Annotated in this window: 13 protein-coding genes; 6 read left to right on the top strand and 7 right to left on the bottom strand. The window is 60.3% G+C overall.

Annotated features, from left to right (window positions below; translation table 11 throughout):
- Positions 1-3: 3 nt before the first annotated feature.
- The gene (locus tag NYR50_RS22590) at positions 4-1275 is read left to right on the top strand and encodes a glycerate kinase type-2 family protein (protein ID WP_418138097.1); all 1272 of its coding nucleotides are present in this window, start codon (positions 4-6) and stop codon (positions 1273-1275) included.
- Between the two features lie 118 nt (positions 1276-1393).
- Complete coding sequence (locus NYR50_RS22585; protein WP_418138096.1) at positions 1394-1636, top strand: hypothetical protein; 243 nt, start codon at positions 1394-1396, stop codon at positions 1634-1636.
- Between the two features lie 258 nt (positions 1637-1894).
- Here the strand turns inward: NYR50_RS22585 and NYR50_RS22580 are convergent, their stop codons facing one another.
- The 6 genes from NYR50_RS22580 to NYR50_RS22555 form a co-directional block, all read right to left on the bottom strand.
- The gene (locus tag NYR50_RS22580; RefSeq protein WP_418138095.1) at positions 1895-3082 is read right to left on the bottom strand and encodes a Gfo/Idh/MocA family protein; all 1188 of its coding nucleotides are present in this window, start codon (positions 3080-3082) and stop codon (positions 1895-1897) included.
- A 21-nt stretch (positions 3083-3103) separates the two neighbouring features.
- A complete protein-coding gene (locus NYR50_RS22575; protein ID WP_418138094.1) occupies positions 3104-4156 on the bottom strand; it encodes a sugar phosphate isomerase/epimerase family protein in 1053 nt (350 codons plus the stop codon).
- Positions 4157-4300: 144 nt separating this feature from the next.
- Positions 4301-5374, bottom strand: a complete 1074-nt coding sequence (locus NYR50_RS22570) for an ABC transporter ATP-binding protein (RefSeq protein WP_111806085.1) — start codon at positions 5372-5374, stop codon at positions 4301-4303.
- A gap of 17 nt (positions 5375-5391) precedes the next feature.
- A complete protein-coding gene (locus tag NYR50_RS22565; RefSeq protein ID WP_004438848.1) occupies positions 5392-6240 on the bottom strand; it encodes a carbohydrate ABC transporter permease in 849 nt (282 codons plus the stop codon).
- Positions 6233-7165, bottom strand: coding sequence for a carbohydrate ABC transporter permease (locus NYR50_RS22560; protein ID WP_418138093.1), 933 nt, complete (start codon positions 7163-7165; stop codon positions 6233-6235). Before NYR50_RS22560 ends, NYR50_RS22565 begins: the two co-directional genes overlap by 8 nt.
- Positions 7166-7236: 71 nt before the next feature.
- Positions 7237-8538: an ABC transporter substrate-binding protein gene (locus NYR50_RS22555; RefSeq protein WP_418138092.1), complete on the bottom strand. Its 1302-nt coding sequence runs from the start codon at positions 8536-8538 to the stop codon at positions 7237-7239.
- A 194-nt stretch (positions 8539-8732) separates the two neighbouring features.
- On the opposite strand from NYR50_RS22555, the gene NYR50_RS22550 reads away from it, so the two are divergent.
- Genes NYR50_RS22550 through NYR50_RS22540 form a run of 3 tightly spaced genes read left to right on the top strand, consistent with a single transcriptional unit; the run spans position 8733 to position 11744 of the window.
- Positions 8733-9932 carry an ROK family transcriptional regulator gene (locus NYR50_RS22550; RefSeq protein ID WP_174009795.1) on the top strand — a complete coding sequence of 400 codons (1200 nt, stop codon included), beginning with the start codon at positions 8733-8735 and terminating at the stop codon, positions 9930-9932.
- 52 nt (positions 9933-9984) lie between these two features.
- The gene (locus NYR50_RS22545; protein ID WP_174009796.1) at positions 9985-11085 is read left to right on the top strand and encodes a Gfo/Idh/MocA family protein; all 1101 of its coding nucleotides are present in this window, start codon (positions 9985-9987) and stop codon (positions 11083-11085) included.
- 17 nt (positions 11086-11102) lie between these two features.
- Entirely contained in the window at positions 11103-11744 is a 642-nt protein-coding gene (locus tag NYR50_RS22540) for a ThuA domain-containing protein (RefSeq protein WP_004438834.1), read from the top strand.
- 41 nt (positions 11745-11785) lie between these two features.
- Here NYR50_RS22540 and NYR50_RS22535 read toward each other — a convergent pair whose 3' ends face one another.
- Positions 11786-13147 (bottom strand): amidase, encoded by a 1362-nt coding sequence (locus NYR50_RS22535; RefSeq protein WP_418138091.1) that lies wholly within the window; start codon positions 13145-13147, stop codon positions 11786-11788.
- Between the two features lie 313 nt (positions 13148-13460).
- On the opposite strand from NYR50_RS22535, the gene NYR50_RS22530 reads away from it, so the two are divergent.
- On the top strand, positions 13461-15776 hold the full coding sequence (locus tag NYR50_RS22530; RefSeq protein ID WP_418138090.1) for an EAL domain-containing protein: 2316 nt from the start codon (positions 13461-13463) through the stop codon (positions 15774-15776).
- Positions 15777-15803: the final 27 nt, after the last annotated feature.

Here is a 15803-nt window from a genome sequence, read left to right as displayed (position 1 = left end):
CCGATGACCGCATGGAACGACAGCCGAGCCAGAGACGCCCTCAACCGGATATTCATGGCGGCAGTCGCAAGCGCCGATCCCGCAAAGGTGTTGCAACAGCATCTCCCCTCCCCGCCCAAGGGTCGCTGCGTGGTCGTCGGTGCAGGCAAGGCCTCGGCCGCCATGGCCGCAGCGCTGGAAGCGGCATGGCCGCATGTCGATCTCTCCGGTGTGGTGGTGACCCGTTATGGCCATGCGGTTCCGACCTCCCGTATCGAGATCATCGAGGCCTCCCATCCCGTACCTGATGACAAAAGTGCGGAAGCGGCCAAACGCATTCTCGCCGCCGTTGAGGGCCTGACCGCCGACGACATGGTCATCGCGCTGATTTCCGGCGGCGGTTCGGCGCTGATGGTCGCCCCCGCCGAAGGCATGACGCTTGCCGACAAGATGGCCGTCAACCGTGCCCTTTTGGCCAGCGGTGCGACGATTTCAGAAATGAACGCCGTGCGCAAGCATCTCTCGCGCATCAAGGGCGGACGGCTGGCGCTGGCCGCCAAGCCGGCCAAAGTTGTTTCACTGCTGATTTCCGACGTGCCCGGCGACGATCCCTCCGAGATCGCCTCCGGGCCGACGGTTGCCGATCCGAGTGATATCGCGACCGTACGCGAAATCGTCGCCCGATATGCGCTCGATCTTCCCGAAACCGTACGCAAGGTGCTGGAAAAGGGTGAGGAAACCCCGAAGTCTGGTGATATCGAAGAGGATGTCAGGATGATCGCGGCTCCTTCGCTCGCCTTGCAGGCGGCGGCGGATGAGGCCTTGAAACTCGGACTTACGCCGCTGATCCTCGGGGATTCGCTGGAGGGCGAGTCAAAAGATGTCGGTGCCGTCATGGCCGGCATCGCGTCCTCCGCCAGCCGCAAGGGCCTGCCGGTCAAAGGTCCAGCCGTGCTGCTTTCCGGCGGCGAAACCACGGTCACGATTGGCAAGGGACCGGCGGGCAAGGGCGGCCGCAACACGGAGTTCCTGTTAAGCCTCGCGCTGACGCTGAAAGGCGCAGCCGGCATCTGGGCGATTGCCGGTGACAGCGACGGCATAGACGGCGTTGATGATGCGGCGGGTGCCGTGGTGACGCCGGATACGCTTGCCCGCATGCGCGCTGCCGGTGTCGATCCGCGCCAGTCGCTCGTGGGCCATGATAGCTATACCGCTTTCAAGACGGCGGGCGATCTTGTCGTGACTGGTCCAACCCTGACGAATGTGAATGATATCAGGGCGATTTTGATCGGGTGAATGCGTAAGCGTTCGAGCCGGCTCTCCCGTCCGCTCGTAGTTATGCTCAGGCAGAGGCCGTTTTGACTATGCCGCCGGAGAGGTATAAATTGGCGGCATATCCTTGGGAGCCTCAGCCATGCGTCTTGGAGTGCCCGGCCTGATAGTGGCCCTTAGCCCCGCCTTGGCGGATGCCCATAATTGCAAATGCCGTAATCGCGGCACCATGTTCGAACTTGGCCAGACATCCTGCCTGAAGGTCGATGGTGCTTCTTATCTCGCGCGCTGCGAGATGAAGCTCAATGTTTCGTCCTGGACCAAGATCGAGGATGGCTGCCCGGTGACAGAGCGGACACAGCAGCAGTCGACACGCGTTAATTGATGTCGCCGTCAGGTGGCGACAGACCGGGCTCCGAAGCGTGGAGGCTTTGCCGCAGCTGCCAGCTTCCGATTGCAATCCATCCCGAGCAGAGCTGAGCGATGACAAAGGAAGCTACCGGATGCCGCTTGCTTCTTCTCCCCGAGGGGGAGAAGTCCGCGGCAGCGGGTTGAGGGGGCGAGCTTTCCCCATATCGCTAGCGTTGCCCCCTCATCCGACCCTTCGGGCCACCTTCTCCCCGGCGGGGAGAAGAAAAACCCCTTACAGCTTCACCCAGCCGCCATTCTTCTTGCCGGACTCGATGCAGGCCGTGACGAAGGCAACACCTTTGACGCCGTCATCCACCGTCGGATAGATGACCGCCTTGTCCAGCGCCGAACCGGTGCGGCGCGCCTCGATGGCATGGGCCGCTTCGGTATAGATGGTGGCGAAGGCTTCCAGATATCCTTCCGGATGGCCGGAGGGTATGCGGGTGACGCGGGCGGCTGCCGCCCCTGCCCCGGCACCGCCGCGGGTGATCAACTGCTTCGGCTCGCCGAGCTTCGTGAACCACAGATAATTCGGATCGGCCTGCGTCCATTCGAGACCGGCCTTGTCGCCATAAATGCGGATCTTCAATCCGTTTTCATGGCCGACCGCCACCTGGCTGCACCAGAGCATGCCCCTGGCGGCCTGCTTGCCGCCCTTTGGCTTGAAGCGCATCATCACATGGGCATTGTCATCGAGCCGACGGCCTTCGACGAAGGTATGCACATCCGCCGCCAGCTCATCCGCTTCCAGACCGGAAATGAAGCAGCCGAGATTATAGGCATGGGTGCCGATATCGCCGGTGGAACCGCCAACGCCGGATTGGGCCGGATCGGTGCGCCAGACTGCCTGTTTCGCGCCGGTCTGTTCAACCGCTTCCGTCAGCCAGTCCTGCGGATATTCCATCTGCACCAGACGGATCGTACCGAGTGCACCGGCCTCCACCAGCTCGCGCGCATGCCGCACCATCGGGTAACCGGTGTAGTTATGCGTCAGGATGAACAGCGCATCGGCCTTGGCGGCCACGTCCTTCAGCTTTTTCGCGTCTTCGAGATTGGAGGTCAGCGGCTTGTCGCAGATGACATGGATGCCGCGCTCCAGGAAGGCCTTTGCAGCGGGATAGTGCACATGGTTGGGCGTGACGATCGCCACCGCCTCGATACCATCCTCGCGCAGCGCTTCCTTTTCGGCCATTTCTTCAAACGAGCCGTAGCAACGCTCAGGGTCGAGCCCCAGCTCACGCCCGGAAGCGAGGGATTTATCCGGTGTCGAGGACAGGGCCCCCGCCACGAGATCGAAGCGATTGTCGAGCCGCGCTGCCATGCGGTGAACGCCGCCGATGAATGCGCCCGAACCGCCGCCGACCATGCCGAGACGAATCCGCTTGTTCGCCACGTCGGTTGTCTTTCCTTCAATAGCCATAATATTTCCCCTGAAATGCTTTCAAAGCCCAAGCATACGGCGGTTGGCCGCATCGTCGGTGCCACCAGATGCGAAATCGTCAAAGGCCTTTTCCGTGACGCGGATGATATGATGCTTGACGAACTCGGCACCTTCGCGCGCGCCATCTTCAGGGTGTTTCAGCGCGCATTCCCACTCGACCACGGCCCAGCCGTCGAAATCATTGGCCGCCATTTTCGAGAAGATCGCACCGAAATCAACCTGCCCGTCGCCCAGCGAGCGGAAACGACCAGCACGGTTCACCCAGCCCTGATACCCGCCATAGACGCCCTGCCGTCCGGTCGGATTGAACTCCGCATCCTTGACGTGGAACATCTTGATGCGATCCTTGTAGATGTCGATATTGTCAAGATAATCAAGGCATTGCAGCACGTAATGCGAGGGGTCGTAGAGCATGTTGGCGCGGGGATGGTTCTTCACCCGCTCCAGGAACATCTCGAAGGTGACGCCGTCATGCAGATCTTCGCCGGGATGAATTTCGTAGCAGACGTCGACGCCCTGCTCATCGGCATAATCAAGGATCGGCGTCCAGCGTTTTGCCAGCTCGTCAAAGGCGGTTTCCACCAGACCAGCCGGGCGCTGTGGCCACGGGTAGACGAACGGCCAGGCAAGCGCGCCGGAAAAGGTCGCATGCGCCTTGATGCCGAGATTCCTCGAGGCTTTCAGCGCAAACTTCACCTGCTCAACCGCCCACTCCTGGCGCGCTTTGGGGTTGCCGCGCACTTCCGGTGCGGCAAAACCATCAAAGGCTTCGTCATAAGCGGGGTGAACCGCAACGAGCTGGCCCTGCAGGTGGGTCGAAAGCTCCGTTACTTCCACGCCGTTCTGGCGCGCTACACCGGCGAACTCGTCGCAATAATCCTTCGATTCCGCCGCTTTTTTGAGATCGATCAGCTGGCCTGCCCAGCTTGGCACCTGCACGCCGGCATAACCTTTTTCCGCCGCCCATTTGGTGATGGCATCCCAGCTGTTGAAGGGGGCAACATCACCGGCAAACTGACCGAGAAAAAGACCCGGGCCCTTGATCGTTCTCATTAAAATCTCCTCCTGCATCGATACAGTTACGCGGTAACCCGCTTTTTTCTCCAGCGCCAAGCTAACCGCTCGTAGTTTTCAAACAAGCCCCAAAAGCGGAGGGACAAAAGAATTTTCGCACTCCACTAAAAATGCACATGGCGCTTAAAGCGCCAGGCCGCTCGCCCTGTCGAAGACGTGCACACGCTCATGATGCACGGTGGTGGCGAAGGGCGTATTGACCTTCACCGGCTGCTCGCCATCCACCACCGCCGTCACCTGATCACCCGCCAGTTCAAAGACCACATGCGTCTGCGCGCCGGTCGGTTCCACCAGCACCGTTCGTCCGGATAGCGCAATATCGCCGCCGATGCTCGAGCCGATATGTTCCGGTCTCAAGCCAATCGTCACCGGCTGGCCACGTTTGACCTTTCTGGAGGCGGCGATGCGGATCGCGGTTCCATCCTTCAGCCGGGCGGCGGGCTGGTCCCCCTCGCCGTCGACCACGCCTTCGATGAGATTCATGGCGGGTGAGCCGATGAAGGCGGCAACGAAGAGATTGGCGGGTGTCTTGTAAAGCTCGAGCGGCGTGCCCTGCTGTTCGATGCGGCCGTGATTGAGCACCACCACCCGGTCCGCCAGCGTCATGGCTTCGATCTGGTCATGGGTGACATAGATGGAGGTCGTGCCGACCTTCTGGTGCAAAGCCTTGATTTCGCTACGCATCTGTACGCGCAGCTTGGCATCCAGATTGGACAGGGGCTCATCGAACAGGAAGACGGCCGGGTTGCGCACCACCGCGCGACCCATGGCGACACGCTGTCGCTGGCCGCCGGAAAGCTGCGAGGGCTTGCGATCCAGAAGCTTGCCGAGATCGAGCATGCGGGCGGCTTCCGCCACGCGCTCCTCGATGACGTTTTTCGGCTGGCCGGCGAGCTTCAGGTTGAAGCCCATGTTTTCGGCCACCGTCATATGCGGATAAAGCGCATAGGACTGGAACACCATGGCGATGTTGCGTTCTCGCGGGGTCATGGAATTGACTACCTTGTCGCCGATGAGAATATCCCCATCGGTGATTTCCTCCAGCCCGGCGATCATGCGCAGCAGCGTGGACTTGCCGCAGCCCGAAGGCCCGACCAGCGCGATGAATTCGCCGTCGGCTATATCAAGCGAGATGCCGTGAATGACATCGAGTGCGGCATAGGACTTGCGGATATCCCTAAGTTCGACGGAAGCCATATTTTGCTCCTTTCAAGTCACGATTTGACGGCACCGGCCGTCAGGCCCGCGATGATGTGTTTCTGGGCGAGGAAGAAGACGATGACGGTCGGCAGGATCGTCAGCGTGATGAAGGCGAGCACGAGTTGCCATTCGGTGCCGAATTCGCCGCGATAGACCATGATGCCGAGCGGCCAGGGATATTTCGATTCCGAATTCAGCATGATCAGCGGCAGGATGTAGCTGTTCCAGCTGCCGACAAACGAAACGATGCCTACGGTCGCCACGATCGGCCGCGAAAGCGGCACGGAAATATGCCAGAAGAACCGTAGATAACCGCAGCCGTCCACGAAGGCAGCCTGAAACAGCTCGTCCGGCAGATTACGGAAGTAATTGCGGAACAGAAGGATGCTCATGCCCAGCCCGAAGGCCACCTGCGGCAGAACCACGCCCCAATAGGTGTCGAGCAGGCCGAGATCGCGGATGCGGATGAACAGCGGCAGAATGGCGGTGGCCGCCGGGAACATCAGCCCCAGCAGGAAATAATTGAGCAGGAAGGACGAGCCGAAAAACTTCACATGCGCGAAGGTGAAAGCCGCCATGGCCGAGACGGTCAGCGTCAGGAACACCGTCAACAGCGCGATGACAAGCGAATTGAAGATTTGCAGCCAGTAGCGTTTGCCGAAGAGAATATCGCCGTAATTGGCCCATTGCCATTCGGCCGGAATGCCGAAAGGGTTGACGCGCAGGTCCCCCAGCGTCTTGAAGCCGCCAAGTGCCGTTGTCAGAAGCGGGATGAGCACGATGGCCGCAATCAGGCTCAGCGAAATATAAAGGTAGAGCTTGGTTTGCAGCGGCATGCGGACGGAGGTGGATGTGTCAGTCATGGCGCATGAAAATCCTTTTGTAACCGAAGGCGAGCGTCACGCAGATGACGAAGAGAACGACGCCGACCGCGCTGCCAAGCCCCACCTGCATGCGCATGACGCCGTAGGTGTAGAGGAAGGTGACCATGGTCTGCGTGGAGTTGGACGGGCCACCGCCGGTGAGCGGCATGATCATGTCGAACAGCTGCAATGAGCCGATGACCGCAAAGAAGACGGAAAGGCGCACCGTGGAGCCGAGCATCGGCAGCGTAACGTAACGGAATTTCTGCCAGCCGGACGCGCCGTCGATTTCGGCCGCTTCCAGCACGTTCTTGTCGACCGATTGAAGGCCGGCGATGAACAGCATCATGTGGAAACCGAAATATTTCCAGACGATGACGCCGAGCACGGCATAGATCGCCACATCCTTGTCGGCCAGCACGTAGGGATTGGCGAAGCCGAAGAAATTGGAGATGGCGGCGAACAGACCGTAATCGCCATCGTAAACGAAACGCCAGATCAGACCCGCTGCAACGTCAGCCAAAACATAGGGCAGAAAGAACACCAGCCGGAAGGCGACGACGCCGGGAATGCGGTGCGCCAGCATCATGGCGAGCCAGATCGCCAGCGGAATCTGGATCAGGATCGAGATGAGGATGATCAGGCCGTTATTGAGCAGGGCGTGCGAGAAGGCGGCATTGCCGAACAGGACCTGGAAATTCTTCAAGCCCACAAAATCGGTCGGCGTGCCGTATCCGTTCCAGCGATAAAGGCTATACCACGCCGCCTCTCCCATGGGCAGGATGACGAACAGGGTAAAGAGCAGAAGTGCCGGCGGCAGAAACACCAGCAGGGTCAGCGCCCGGTCATGTGCGACCGAGCTTTGCTTGCGCTTTGCCGCGCGCCGCGCCGGTATGGACGCAGAAGTCATGGAAATATCCGTCATCTCTATCCGCTTTCATGGAGGCAGATAGGCGGCGCCACATATTCGGCGGCGCCACCATTGAAATCGTCAAATCAGCGCAGTTCGAATGCGTCCTGAATCTGCTTGGCGCCTTCCTCTGCGGTCATCTGGCCGGACACGATCTCAACCGAGACGTCGTTGACGACGCGGCCGACGGCAGCACCCAGTGTCTGGTCGAAGAAGTTCTGGTGCCAGGTGGAGGCGGCAAGCTGCTTGGCGGAATCCGCGAGCAGCGGGTTTTTCACCGCACCGGCAGCGCCCGTTGCAACCGGCAGGATCATGCCAGCGGTCGCCATCTTCTCTTCGCTTGCCTTGCTGGTCAGGAAGGTCGCGAAATCGATCGCTTCCTTGGAAGCGTTCTTGGTGAGCGCCCAACCGTTCAGGCCGCCCAGCGTATCGGTGGCCTTGCCGGCGCCGCCTTCAACGACCGGGAAGGCAAAGCGGCCGATATTTTCGGGGGCGAGCCCCTTGCCGTCGCCGGCATTCTTGCGTTGGTTGGCTTCGGTATTATCGAAGCCGAGGATGATGGCTGCCTTGCCGTCCCCGAAGACGCCGAGCGCCTGCGGCCAGGTGGAGCCGAGATAACCGGGCTGGAAAGGTTCGAGCTTGCCGAACTCGGCCAACTGCTCACCCGCCTTAATGATGGCAGGGTCCATGAAGCCTTCGCCTTCGCCCTTGCGGGCGGCGTCAAACACGGGCTGCCCGCCATTGCGCATGACGAGGTAGCTCCAGTAGAAATGGATCGGCCATTTCTCACCGCCACCGCCGGCTATCGGCACGATGCCCGCGTCCTTGATCTTCTTGACTGTTGTGCTGAAATCCGCCCAGGTCTTTATATCCTCGGCCTTCACGCCCGCCTTGGCGAACAGCTCCTTGTTGTAAAAGAAGCTGACGAGGCTGACCCGATACGGCACGGCCCAGACCTTGCCGTCAAAAGACAGGCCGTCGATTGCGGAGGCATTATAGGCCTGGCGCAGCTTGCCGCCATCGGCATCGAAAACTTCGGTCAGGTCTTTCAGCGCACCGGTCTTGGATTGCTCCTCAAGGACGCCCCCGCCCCAGCTGTAAAAGAAGTCAGGCACGTCGTTGGATTGCAGCAGCGTCGGCAATTTTGCCTTGAAGGCCTCGTTTTCAAGGAACTGCAGCTGAACATCGACATCGGGGTGCTTGGCCTCATATTCCTTGGCAATCTCCTCCCAGACAGCCACGGATTTCGGGTCAAGCTCCACATGCATCCATTTAACGACCGTCGCGGCCGAGGCGCTTACGGCGCCGAGCATGAGAGCAATACTTGTCGTTGTGGCAAAGCCTGTCAGCTTGCCGCCCAGGCTTGCGCCTGCGTGCCAAATCGTCATGATGGTGATCCTCCCTCGGGGATTTCCTCATTTATTCCCCAATGCGGATTAATTCATATCAGGGTTCGCTCATTGTCAAGGCACAATGCCGATTTTTTGCGCTTGGCGCTTGACACACCCCACCCCCACCCCGTTATTTAATCCGCATTCCGATATAAATCGGGAAGCAACGGCATTGATCGCAGCAGGACACCATGAAGACCGCAGACCCAGAATTGATGCGCGCGATCAACAGGCTGAGCGTGCTGGACAGCATCCGCCGCCACGGGCCGATCTCGCGGGTGGAAATCAGCGAAAGAACGCAGCTCTCCACCACGACCGTTTCGGCGATCACCGCCTCGCTGCTGGATGACGGGCTTATCCTTACCCGCCATATCGGCGATATCCGCACCGAAGGCGCACGCGGCAGACCGCGCGTGATGCTGGAGCTGAACCCGGATGCCGCCCGCGTGGTGGGCGCAAAGATCGCCGCGAACCGCATGGTTTTCGTTGTCACCGATTTCTGCGGCAATGTGCTGTCGACCCTTTCCCTGCCGATCCGTGTCGACCGCCAGCCGATTGGCGTCATTGCCGATCTGGTGGAGGACGGAGTGCGCCGCTGCGTCGTGGATGCGGGCTTTTCGCTCGAGGATGTGGACATGGTCTGTCTTGGCCTGCCCGGCGTCATCGAACATCGCACCGGCAAGATCCGCAGCAGCCCTATACTTCGGGAAGTGAACGTCAATTTCGCCGAGGAAATGACGGCGCGGCTGAATTCGCCGACCATCATCGAAAGCGACGCCCACGCCATCACGCTCGCCCATCACTGGTTCGGCCATGCTCGTGACCTCGAAGACATGGTGCTGATTTCGCTCGAACAGACGCTCGGGCTGGGCGTGCTGCATCAGAACCAGCTCTTCCGCGGTGCGGGCGGCCTCAGCCACAATCTCGGCGATCTCGTCATTGGCCTTGCCAATGAAGGCACGGTGCGGTTGGCAAGCCAGGCGGGCGAAAATGCCATTCTCGGCTCTCGTCCTGTGGACGGGCGTTTTGCCGAGGCGATCCGGCTTGGTCGCGGCATGCAGCATGCCCATGCGCTGATTGCGGCGGAAGACCACGATCTCATCGCTGCGGCGTTGCGCGCCGGTGCGGCCCTCGGCCTCACACTTGCCAATATCGTCACGCTGTTTGCGCCGCCGCGGGTCATCATCACAGGCTCCAGCCTTGAACTCGGCGAGCCCTTCATCACCAGCATTCGCAACAGCTACAATGCTGCCGTGCCGCCATCGCTGGCCGGCGTAGCGGAGCTGGTTTTCGACATTGCGAGCGACGAGTTATGGGCGCAGGGGGCTGCGGCCGTCGCGCTTTATGAACTTTACGAATCGCCATGGAACACCACCGGGCCGGCGCTCTAGCCGAAAGGCTCGTGCACAGGATTCGGCATTTCTGATTTACGGGAGGAATCACATGAAAAAGGTCGGTATCGGCATCATCGGCTGCGGCAACATCTCCAGCGCCTATCTCAAGGCCATGGCGTCGTTCCCCATTCTCGACATTCGCGGCCTTGCGGATATGAACGCGGAGGCCGCGAAAGCCCGGGCGGATGAATTCGGCCTTCAGGCAACCAGCATCGACGCGCTTCTCGCCGACCCTTCCGTGGAGATCATCGTCAATCTGACGATCCCCAAGGCGCATGTGGAGGTAGGCCTGCGCGCGCTGGACGCCGGCAAACACGCCTATTCGGAAAAGCCGCTCGGCATCAATTTCGCGGAAGGCAAACGCCTTGCGGATGCGGCAAGAGCCAAAGGCCTGCGCATCGGCTCGGCCCCGGATACCTTCCTCGGCGGCGGACACCAGACCGCCCGCCGGCTGATCGACGAGGGTGTGCTTGGCCAGCCGGTCGGCGGCACGGCCACCTTCATGTGCCCCGGCCATGAGCGCTGGCACCCCAACCCCGCCTTTTATTACGAAGTCGGCGGCGGGCCGATGCTGGATATGGGTCCCTATTACATCACCGATCTCGTCAACCTGTTCGGCCCGGTCGCAAAAGTGGCGGGTTTTGCCATCGCGCCGCGCAACGAGCGCCTCATCACCAGCGAGCCGAAGAACGGCGAAAAAATCCCCGTTCATGTCGCCACCCATGTTTCCGGCGTGCTGGCGTTTGAGAACGGCGCCGTGGTGCAGGTGGGCATGAGCTTCGACGTGGCCGGCCATAAACACGTGCCACTGGAAATCTACGGCACGGAAGGCACGCTGATCGTGCCCGATCCCAACCATTTCGGCGGCGAGGTGCAATTGCTGAAAAAGGGTGGCCAGTTCGAGCCGCAGGCGCTGTCATCACCCTATGCCGACGGCAATTACCGGTCCATCGGCGTGGCGGACATGGCCCATGCGATCCGCGAGAACCGCCCGCACCGCGCCAATGGCGATCTTGCCCTGCATGTGCTGGAAGTCATGGAAGCCTTCCAGACGGCATCGGACAGCGGCACCACCATTTCCATCACCACCAAGGTGGAGCGCCCTGCTCCGCTTGAAACATCGCTGGTCGACGGCCAGCTCGGTAAATAATCCTGAGGAGGAAATAAATGCGCGAAGCACTCATCGTCTGGGGCGGCTGGAGCGGCCACGAGCCACAGGAATGCGCCACCATCGTCAAGGACATTCTGGAGGAAGACGGCTTCAAGGTCTATGTCGAGCATAGCACCGAAGCCTTCGCCGATCCTTCGGTACATGATCTCAGCCTTGTGGTGCCGATCGTCACCATGTCGAAGATCGAGAAGGAAGAAATCAAGAACCTGACGGCCGCCGTCGAAAACGGCGTCGGCATTGCCGGCTTCCATGGCGGTGCGGGCGACAGCTTCCGCGAATGTGTGGAATATCAGTTCATGATCGGCGGCCAGTGGGTCGCTCATCCCGGCAATATCATCGATTACACGGTCAATATCACCCGGCCGGATGATCCGCTGATGGAGGGAATTTCCGATTTCCCCTATACGTCGGAACAATATTACATGCATGTCGACCCCTCGAACGAGGTTCTGGCGACAACGACATTCACCGGCGATCACGCCTGGTGGATCGACGGTGTGGTGATGCCGGTCGTCTGGAAACGCAAATACGGCAAGGGTCGCGTCTTTTATTCGGCACTCGGCCATCAGGCCAAGGAATTTTCCGTGCCGCAGATGAAGACTATGTTCCGCCGCGGTGCCAACTGGGCGGCACGCTAACGGTTGCAACAAGAGCGGCCCTGAAAGGCCGCTCTTCCATCTCACCAGTCGCGGATAATTTCTTCCGCCGCCATCGCCACAGCCAACAGATGGTCATCGGTCCCATGCAGCCCGGAAAGCAGCAGGCCGACCGGCATGCCTGCCTCACCTGTTCCGCAGGGGATCGATACACCACAATGATCCAGAAAATTGCCGATCTGGGTGTTGCGCAAGGTCTTGGCATTCATCGCGAAAAAGGCATCATCATTTTCCACCAGCGGCGCCACCCTGGCCGCGACATGCGGCAATGTCGGTGAAACAAGAAGCTCGTCCGTGCCGATCATGGCGGAAAACGCCGCTGTCATCCGTTCGCGCGCCTCGATGATGGCGATATAGTCAGGCATGGAGATATTCGCACCGAGCCTTGTTCGTACGACCACGCGCGGGTCCATGCGCGCGGCGTCGGCACCTTCCAGCCGGGCTTTGTGCAGGGCAAAGGCCTCCGCCGTCACCAGCGCGCCCTTTTCCCTGATGAGATCGAACAATTCCGAAAAGACCGGGAATGCCTGCCGCCGCACAGAAGCGCCGGCGCGTACCAGCCGCTCCACAGCCTGTTCGAATGCGGCCGCGACGCCCGGCTCGATGCCATCAAAAACCACCGTTTCCGGCATCACCAGCGACACGCCGGACAAAGGCATGCGCGCCAGATCCGCAGCCGTCCTGCCGCGCATGGCGGCATCCACCCAGACAGCGTCCTGCACGGTGCGGGTCAACGGTCCGAGCGAATCGAGGCTTTTCGCCAGAGGATAAACCCCACGCATCGAATAGCGGCCACGGCTCGCCTTATATCCCACCACGCCATTGAAGGCGGCCGGAATGCGCACCGATCCGCCCGTATCCGTACCGATCGCCACCGGCACCAGGCCGGCGGCGACGACAACGCCCGCTCCCGAGGACGAACCACCCGGCAGACGATGGCCATCCGTGGAGACGGGATTGCGCGGCGTACCGTAATGCGGGTTGATGCCGAGACCGGAAAAAGCGAACTCACTCATATTGGTGCGGCCGATGGAAACCATTCCGGCCTGCTTCAGCGCCGCCACCACATCCGCATCGCGGGACGCAGACGCATCATCCGACAATACCTTCGATCCAGCGGTGGTCGCCATGCCCTCGAGATCGAACAGATCCTTCCAGGCCACCGGAATGCCATCGAGCACGCCGCAGGAACGGCCCTCGCGAATACGTTTCGAGGCACTTTCCGCCTCCGCCATGGCCCGCGCCGATGTCAGGCTGACAAAGATCGCCTGATCATCCTCTTTGCCGATCGCATCGAGCGTCTCCTCCGCCAAGGCGCGCGGATCGAGATGACCGCTTTGGATAAGAACGGAAAGCTGCGCGATGTTTTTGCCCCGGTGAGCCATGATATCTTCCCCTGAAACCCGCATGTCGCGCTCAACATGCCGTTTCTCGGCGACTTGGCAAGGCCAATCACCACAGCCATGATCATCCGGGCGGCGCAAAATCTGAGCCCGCGCTCCGTTTCCGGCAGACTGGTTTTTTCAACCACAGGTGTAGGCCCGTGGCGCCGCATATCAGCAGCGACTATAAAAAGACGGACTAATTCTTAATCGCATCTAAACTTTGTTGAATTATTTAGCAGACATCGCAGAAATACATGCCCTATAAAAATTCCATAAAACAATTATAACGCGACATCGCGGGGGACTATCGCGAATGGAAGAGACTGCCTATCAGGGGACAGATAGACAGATTGAACCCGGCCAAACGCTTCGCTCAACGACGCAGCCGGAAATGGGCCGGTTTTCGCGGCGGCGCTCGCTCGCCAGCAAGATTACCCTGATATTCCTGGGTGGTGTGATCTTTTCCTACAGTATTGGCGCACTCGTCGGCTGGTACATGTTCGTGGCTGCCTCCAGCGAACAATGGCTCAATCAGGCCCGCGTCAATTCACAGATCGCCAGCGCAACGTTGCGCAGCATCTATACCTATGTCAGCGTCACCGCCGATGCGGACGGGCAGGTAAACGGCATATTGACCGACAAGCCGATTGGCGACGACGGATCCATTCTCGTCACCGGCTTCAATCCCAGCGACGTTCTCGCCCTCATCGGCGCACAGACAAAAAATGCCGTCTGGCTTTTTCGTTATGACGAGGACGATGCCGGTTTCAGGCAGATCGCCGCAGCCTTTGACAACGCCACCGATGACAACGAAAAACCACTTGCCACCGACCCGATCTTTTCGAGAGATGCGGTTGCCGCACGTTTTTCGACCGGTTTTGCCACCATCGGCGAGTCGAGCCATTATATCGGCCTGCTGCCGATCATCAGCACGGAAACGAAGAAACCCATCGGCGCGGTCGCCGTCAGCATCGGCGGTTCGGATGCGCTTTATGGCGCGCAACGCAAGCTGATCTATAATTCGCTCGCCGCGCTGATCGTGGTCCTGACCGTCACCGGCGTGCTTGTGACGGTCATTGCCCGGCATTTCCTCAAACCGGTCCCGGCGCTGGTGCAGGCCACACTTCGAATTGCCCGCGAGGAAACCGACGTCGTTACACCGTTTCAGGAACGACGGGACGAGATCGGCGATATGGCGACCGCCATCGAAACGCTGCGTGAAGCGGTTCTGGAACGCGGGCGCCTGCGACAGATACGCGATATGGCGCAGCAACTCGAACATATGGCCCATCACGATGCGCTGACAGGACTGCCCAACCGCGTGCTGCTGATGAAGACGCTGGAGAACCGGCTGGAACAGCTTTTCGCGTCGGGCCAGCCGTTCAATGTCATGCTGCTCGATCTCGACCGCTTCAAGGCCGTCAACGACACGCTGGGACACGCCGCCGGCGATGCCCTGCTGGTGGCGGTGGCCTCGCGCATTTCTTCCGTGCTCGGTGAAAACGACATGGTGAGCCGTCTCGGCGGCGACGAGTTCGCGATCATCCAGTCGACAAACGGCGACTGCGAGAGCGATGCGGCGATGCTGGCAGCGCGGGTGGTGCATGCCGTCTCGCGCAGTTTCCGCCTGGAAAGCAGCGACATCAGCATCGATACCAGCATCGGCATCGCCTGCGCGCCGGGCCACGGCACCTCCGCCACGCAGCTTCTGCAACATGCCGATCTCGGCCTCTATCGGGCGAAATCCATGGGCTGCGGTTATTTCGTGTTTTACGAGCCGGGCATGGACATGGCGGCAAAGCACAAGCATGCGCTGGAAATCGACATGAAATCCGCGCTCGAAAACCAGGAATTCGAGCTGCATTACCAGCCCGTGGTCAATCTGCAGAGCGGCCGCATCGTCGCTTACGAGGCGCTGGCCCGCTGGCGGCACAGCAAACTCGGCCTCATCACCCCGGACCGTTTCATCACCCTTGCCGAAGAGAACAACTTCATCAAGCCGTTGGGCGAATGGGTTCTGGCGCAGGCGTGCGCAGATGCGATGAGTTGGCCGAAAGATATCAGGCTTGCCGTCAATCTGTCCGCCGTTCAGCTCTCCAATGATGATATCGTCCCTGTTGTCGACCGGGCATTGGAAAAATCCGGCTTCCCGGCCGAGCGGCTGGAACTGGAAGTGACGGAAACCGCGATGCTGGAGCGCGACAGCAGTACGAAAGCGCTGAAATTGCTGAAGGAAAGAGGCGTCCGTTTAGCACTTGATGATTTCGGCACCGGTTATGCCGGGCTCAGCACGCTGACCCATGTCGCCTTCGACAAGATCAAGATCGACCGCGAATTCGTCTCCGGCCTGCCCACCAATCCCATGTGTTCGGCCATCGTCAACACCATCATCGACATGGCCGAGCAGATCGGCCTGAAGGTGACCGCCGAGGGTGTTGAAAACAGTGATCAGGTCGAGGCGCTCAAGCTTTCCGGATGCGATGAAGCGCAGGGCTATTATTTTGCCGAACCCGCACCGCTTGCCAGGATACTCAAGAACCGCGCCGTTATTACCCCGGTCGCGAAGGACGAGATCGACGATGTCGGTCGGCCAGCACGCAGCACCTACCCACCACTAAAAGCGATTTGAGAAACCGGCCGCCGGCCAAAAGGACAT

Source organism: Agrobacterium sp. El2ro-1b (assembly GCF_048298475.1).
GTDB lineage: Bacteria > Pseudomonadota > Alphaproteobacteria > Rhizobiales > Rhizobiaceae > Agrobacterium > Agrobacterium fabrum.
The sequence above is the reverse complement of the archived record's forward strand: the minus strand, read 5'-3'. Positions and strand labels throughout refer to the sequence as shown.

Excerpts from the sequence above, each read along its gene's own strand:
- NYR50_RS22550 (WP_174009795.1), top strand. The coding sequence starts at position 8,733 with ATGAAGACCGCAGACCCAGAATTGATGCGCGCGATCAACAGGCTGAGC.
- NYR50_RS22530 (WP_418138090.1), top strand. The coding sequence starts at position 13,461 with ATGGAAGAGACTGCCTATCAGGGGACAGATAGACAGATTGAACCCGGC.
- NYR50_RS22535 (WP_418138091.1), bottom strand. The coding sequence starts at position 13,147 with ATGGCTCACCGGGGCAAAAACATCGCGCAGCTTTCCGTTCTTATCCAA.
- NYR50_RS22575 (WP_418138094.1), bottom strand. The coding sequence starts at position 4,156 with ATGAGAACGATCAAGGGCCCGGGTCTTTTTCTCGGTCAGTTTGCCGGT.
- NYR50_RS22590 (WP_418138097.1), top strand. The coding sequence starts at position 4 with ATGACCGCATGGAACGACAGCCGAGCCAGAGACGCCCTCAACCGGATA.
- NYR50_RS22580 (WP_418138095.1), bottom strand. The coding sequence starts at position 3,082 with ATGGCTATTGAAGGAAAGACAACCGACGTGGCGAACAAGCGGATTCGT.
- NYR50_RS22560 (WP_418138093.1), bottom strand. The coding sequence starts at position 7,165 with ATGACGGATATTTCCATGACTTCTGCGTCCATACCGGCGCGGCGCGCG.
- NYR50_RS22540 (WP_004438834.1), top strand. The coding sequence starts at position 11,103 with ATGCGCGAAGCACTCATCGTCTGGGGCGGCTGGAGCGGCCACGAGCCA.
- NYR50_RS22555 (WP_418138092.1), bottom strand. The coding sequence starts at position 8,538 with ATGACGATTTGGCACGCAGGCGCAAGCCTGGGCGGCAAGCTGACAGGC.
- NYR50_RS22585 (WP_418138096.1), top strand. The coding sequence starts at position 1,394 with ATGCGTCTTGGAGTGCCCGGCCTGATAGTGGCCCTTAGCCCCGCCTTG.
- NYR50_RS22565 (WP_004438848.1), bottom strand. The coding sequence starts at position 6,240 with ATGACTGACACATCCACCTCCGTCCGCATGCCGCTGCAAACCAAGCTC.
- NYR50_RS22545 (WP_174009796.1), top strand. The coding sequence starts at position 9,985 with ATGAAAAAGGTCGGTATCGGCATCATCGGCTGCGGCAACATCTCCAGC.
- NYR50_RS22570 (WP_111806085.1), bottom strand. The coding sequence starts at position 5,374 with ATGGCTTCCGTCGAACTTAGGGATATCCGCAAGTCCTATGCCGCACTC.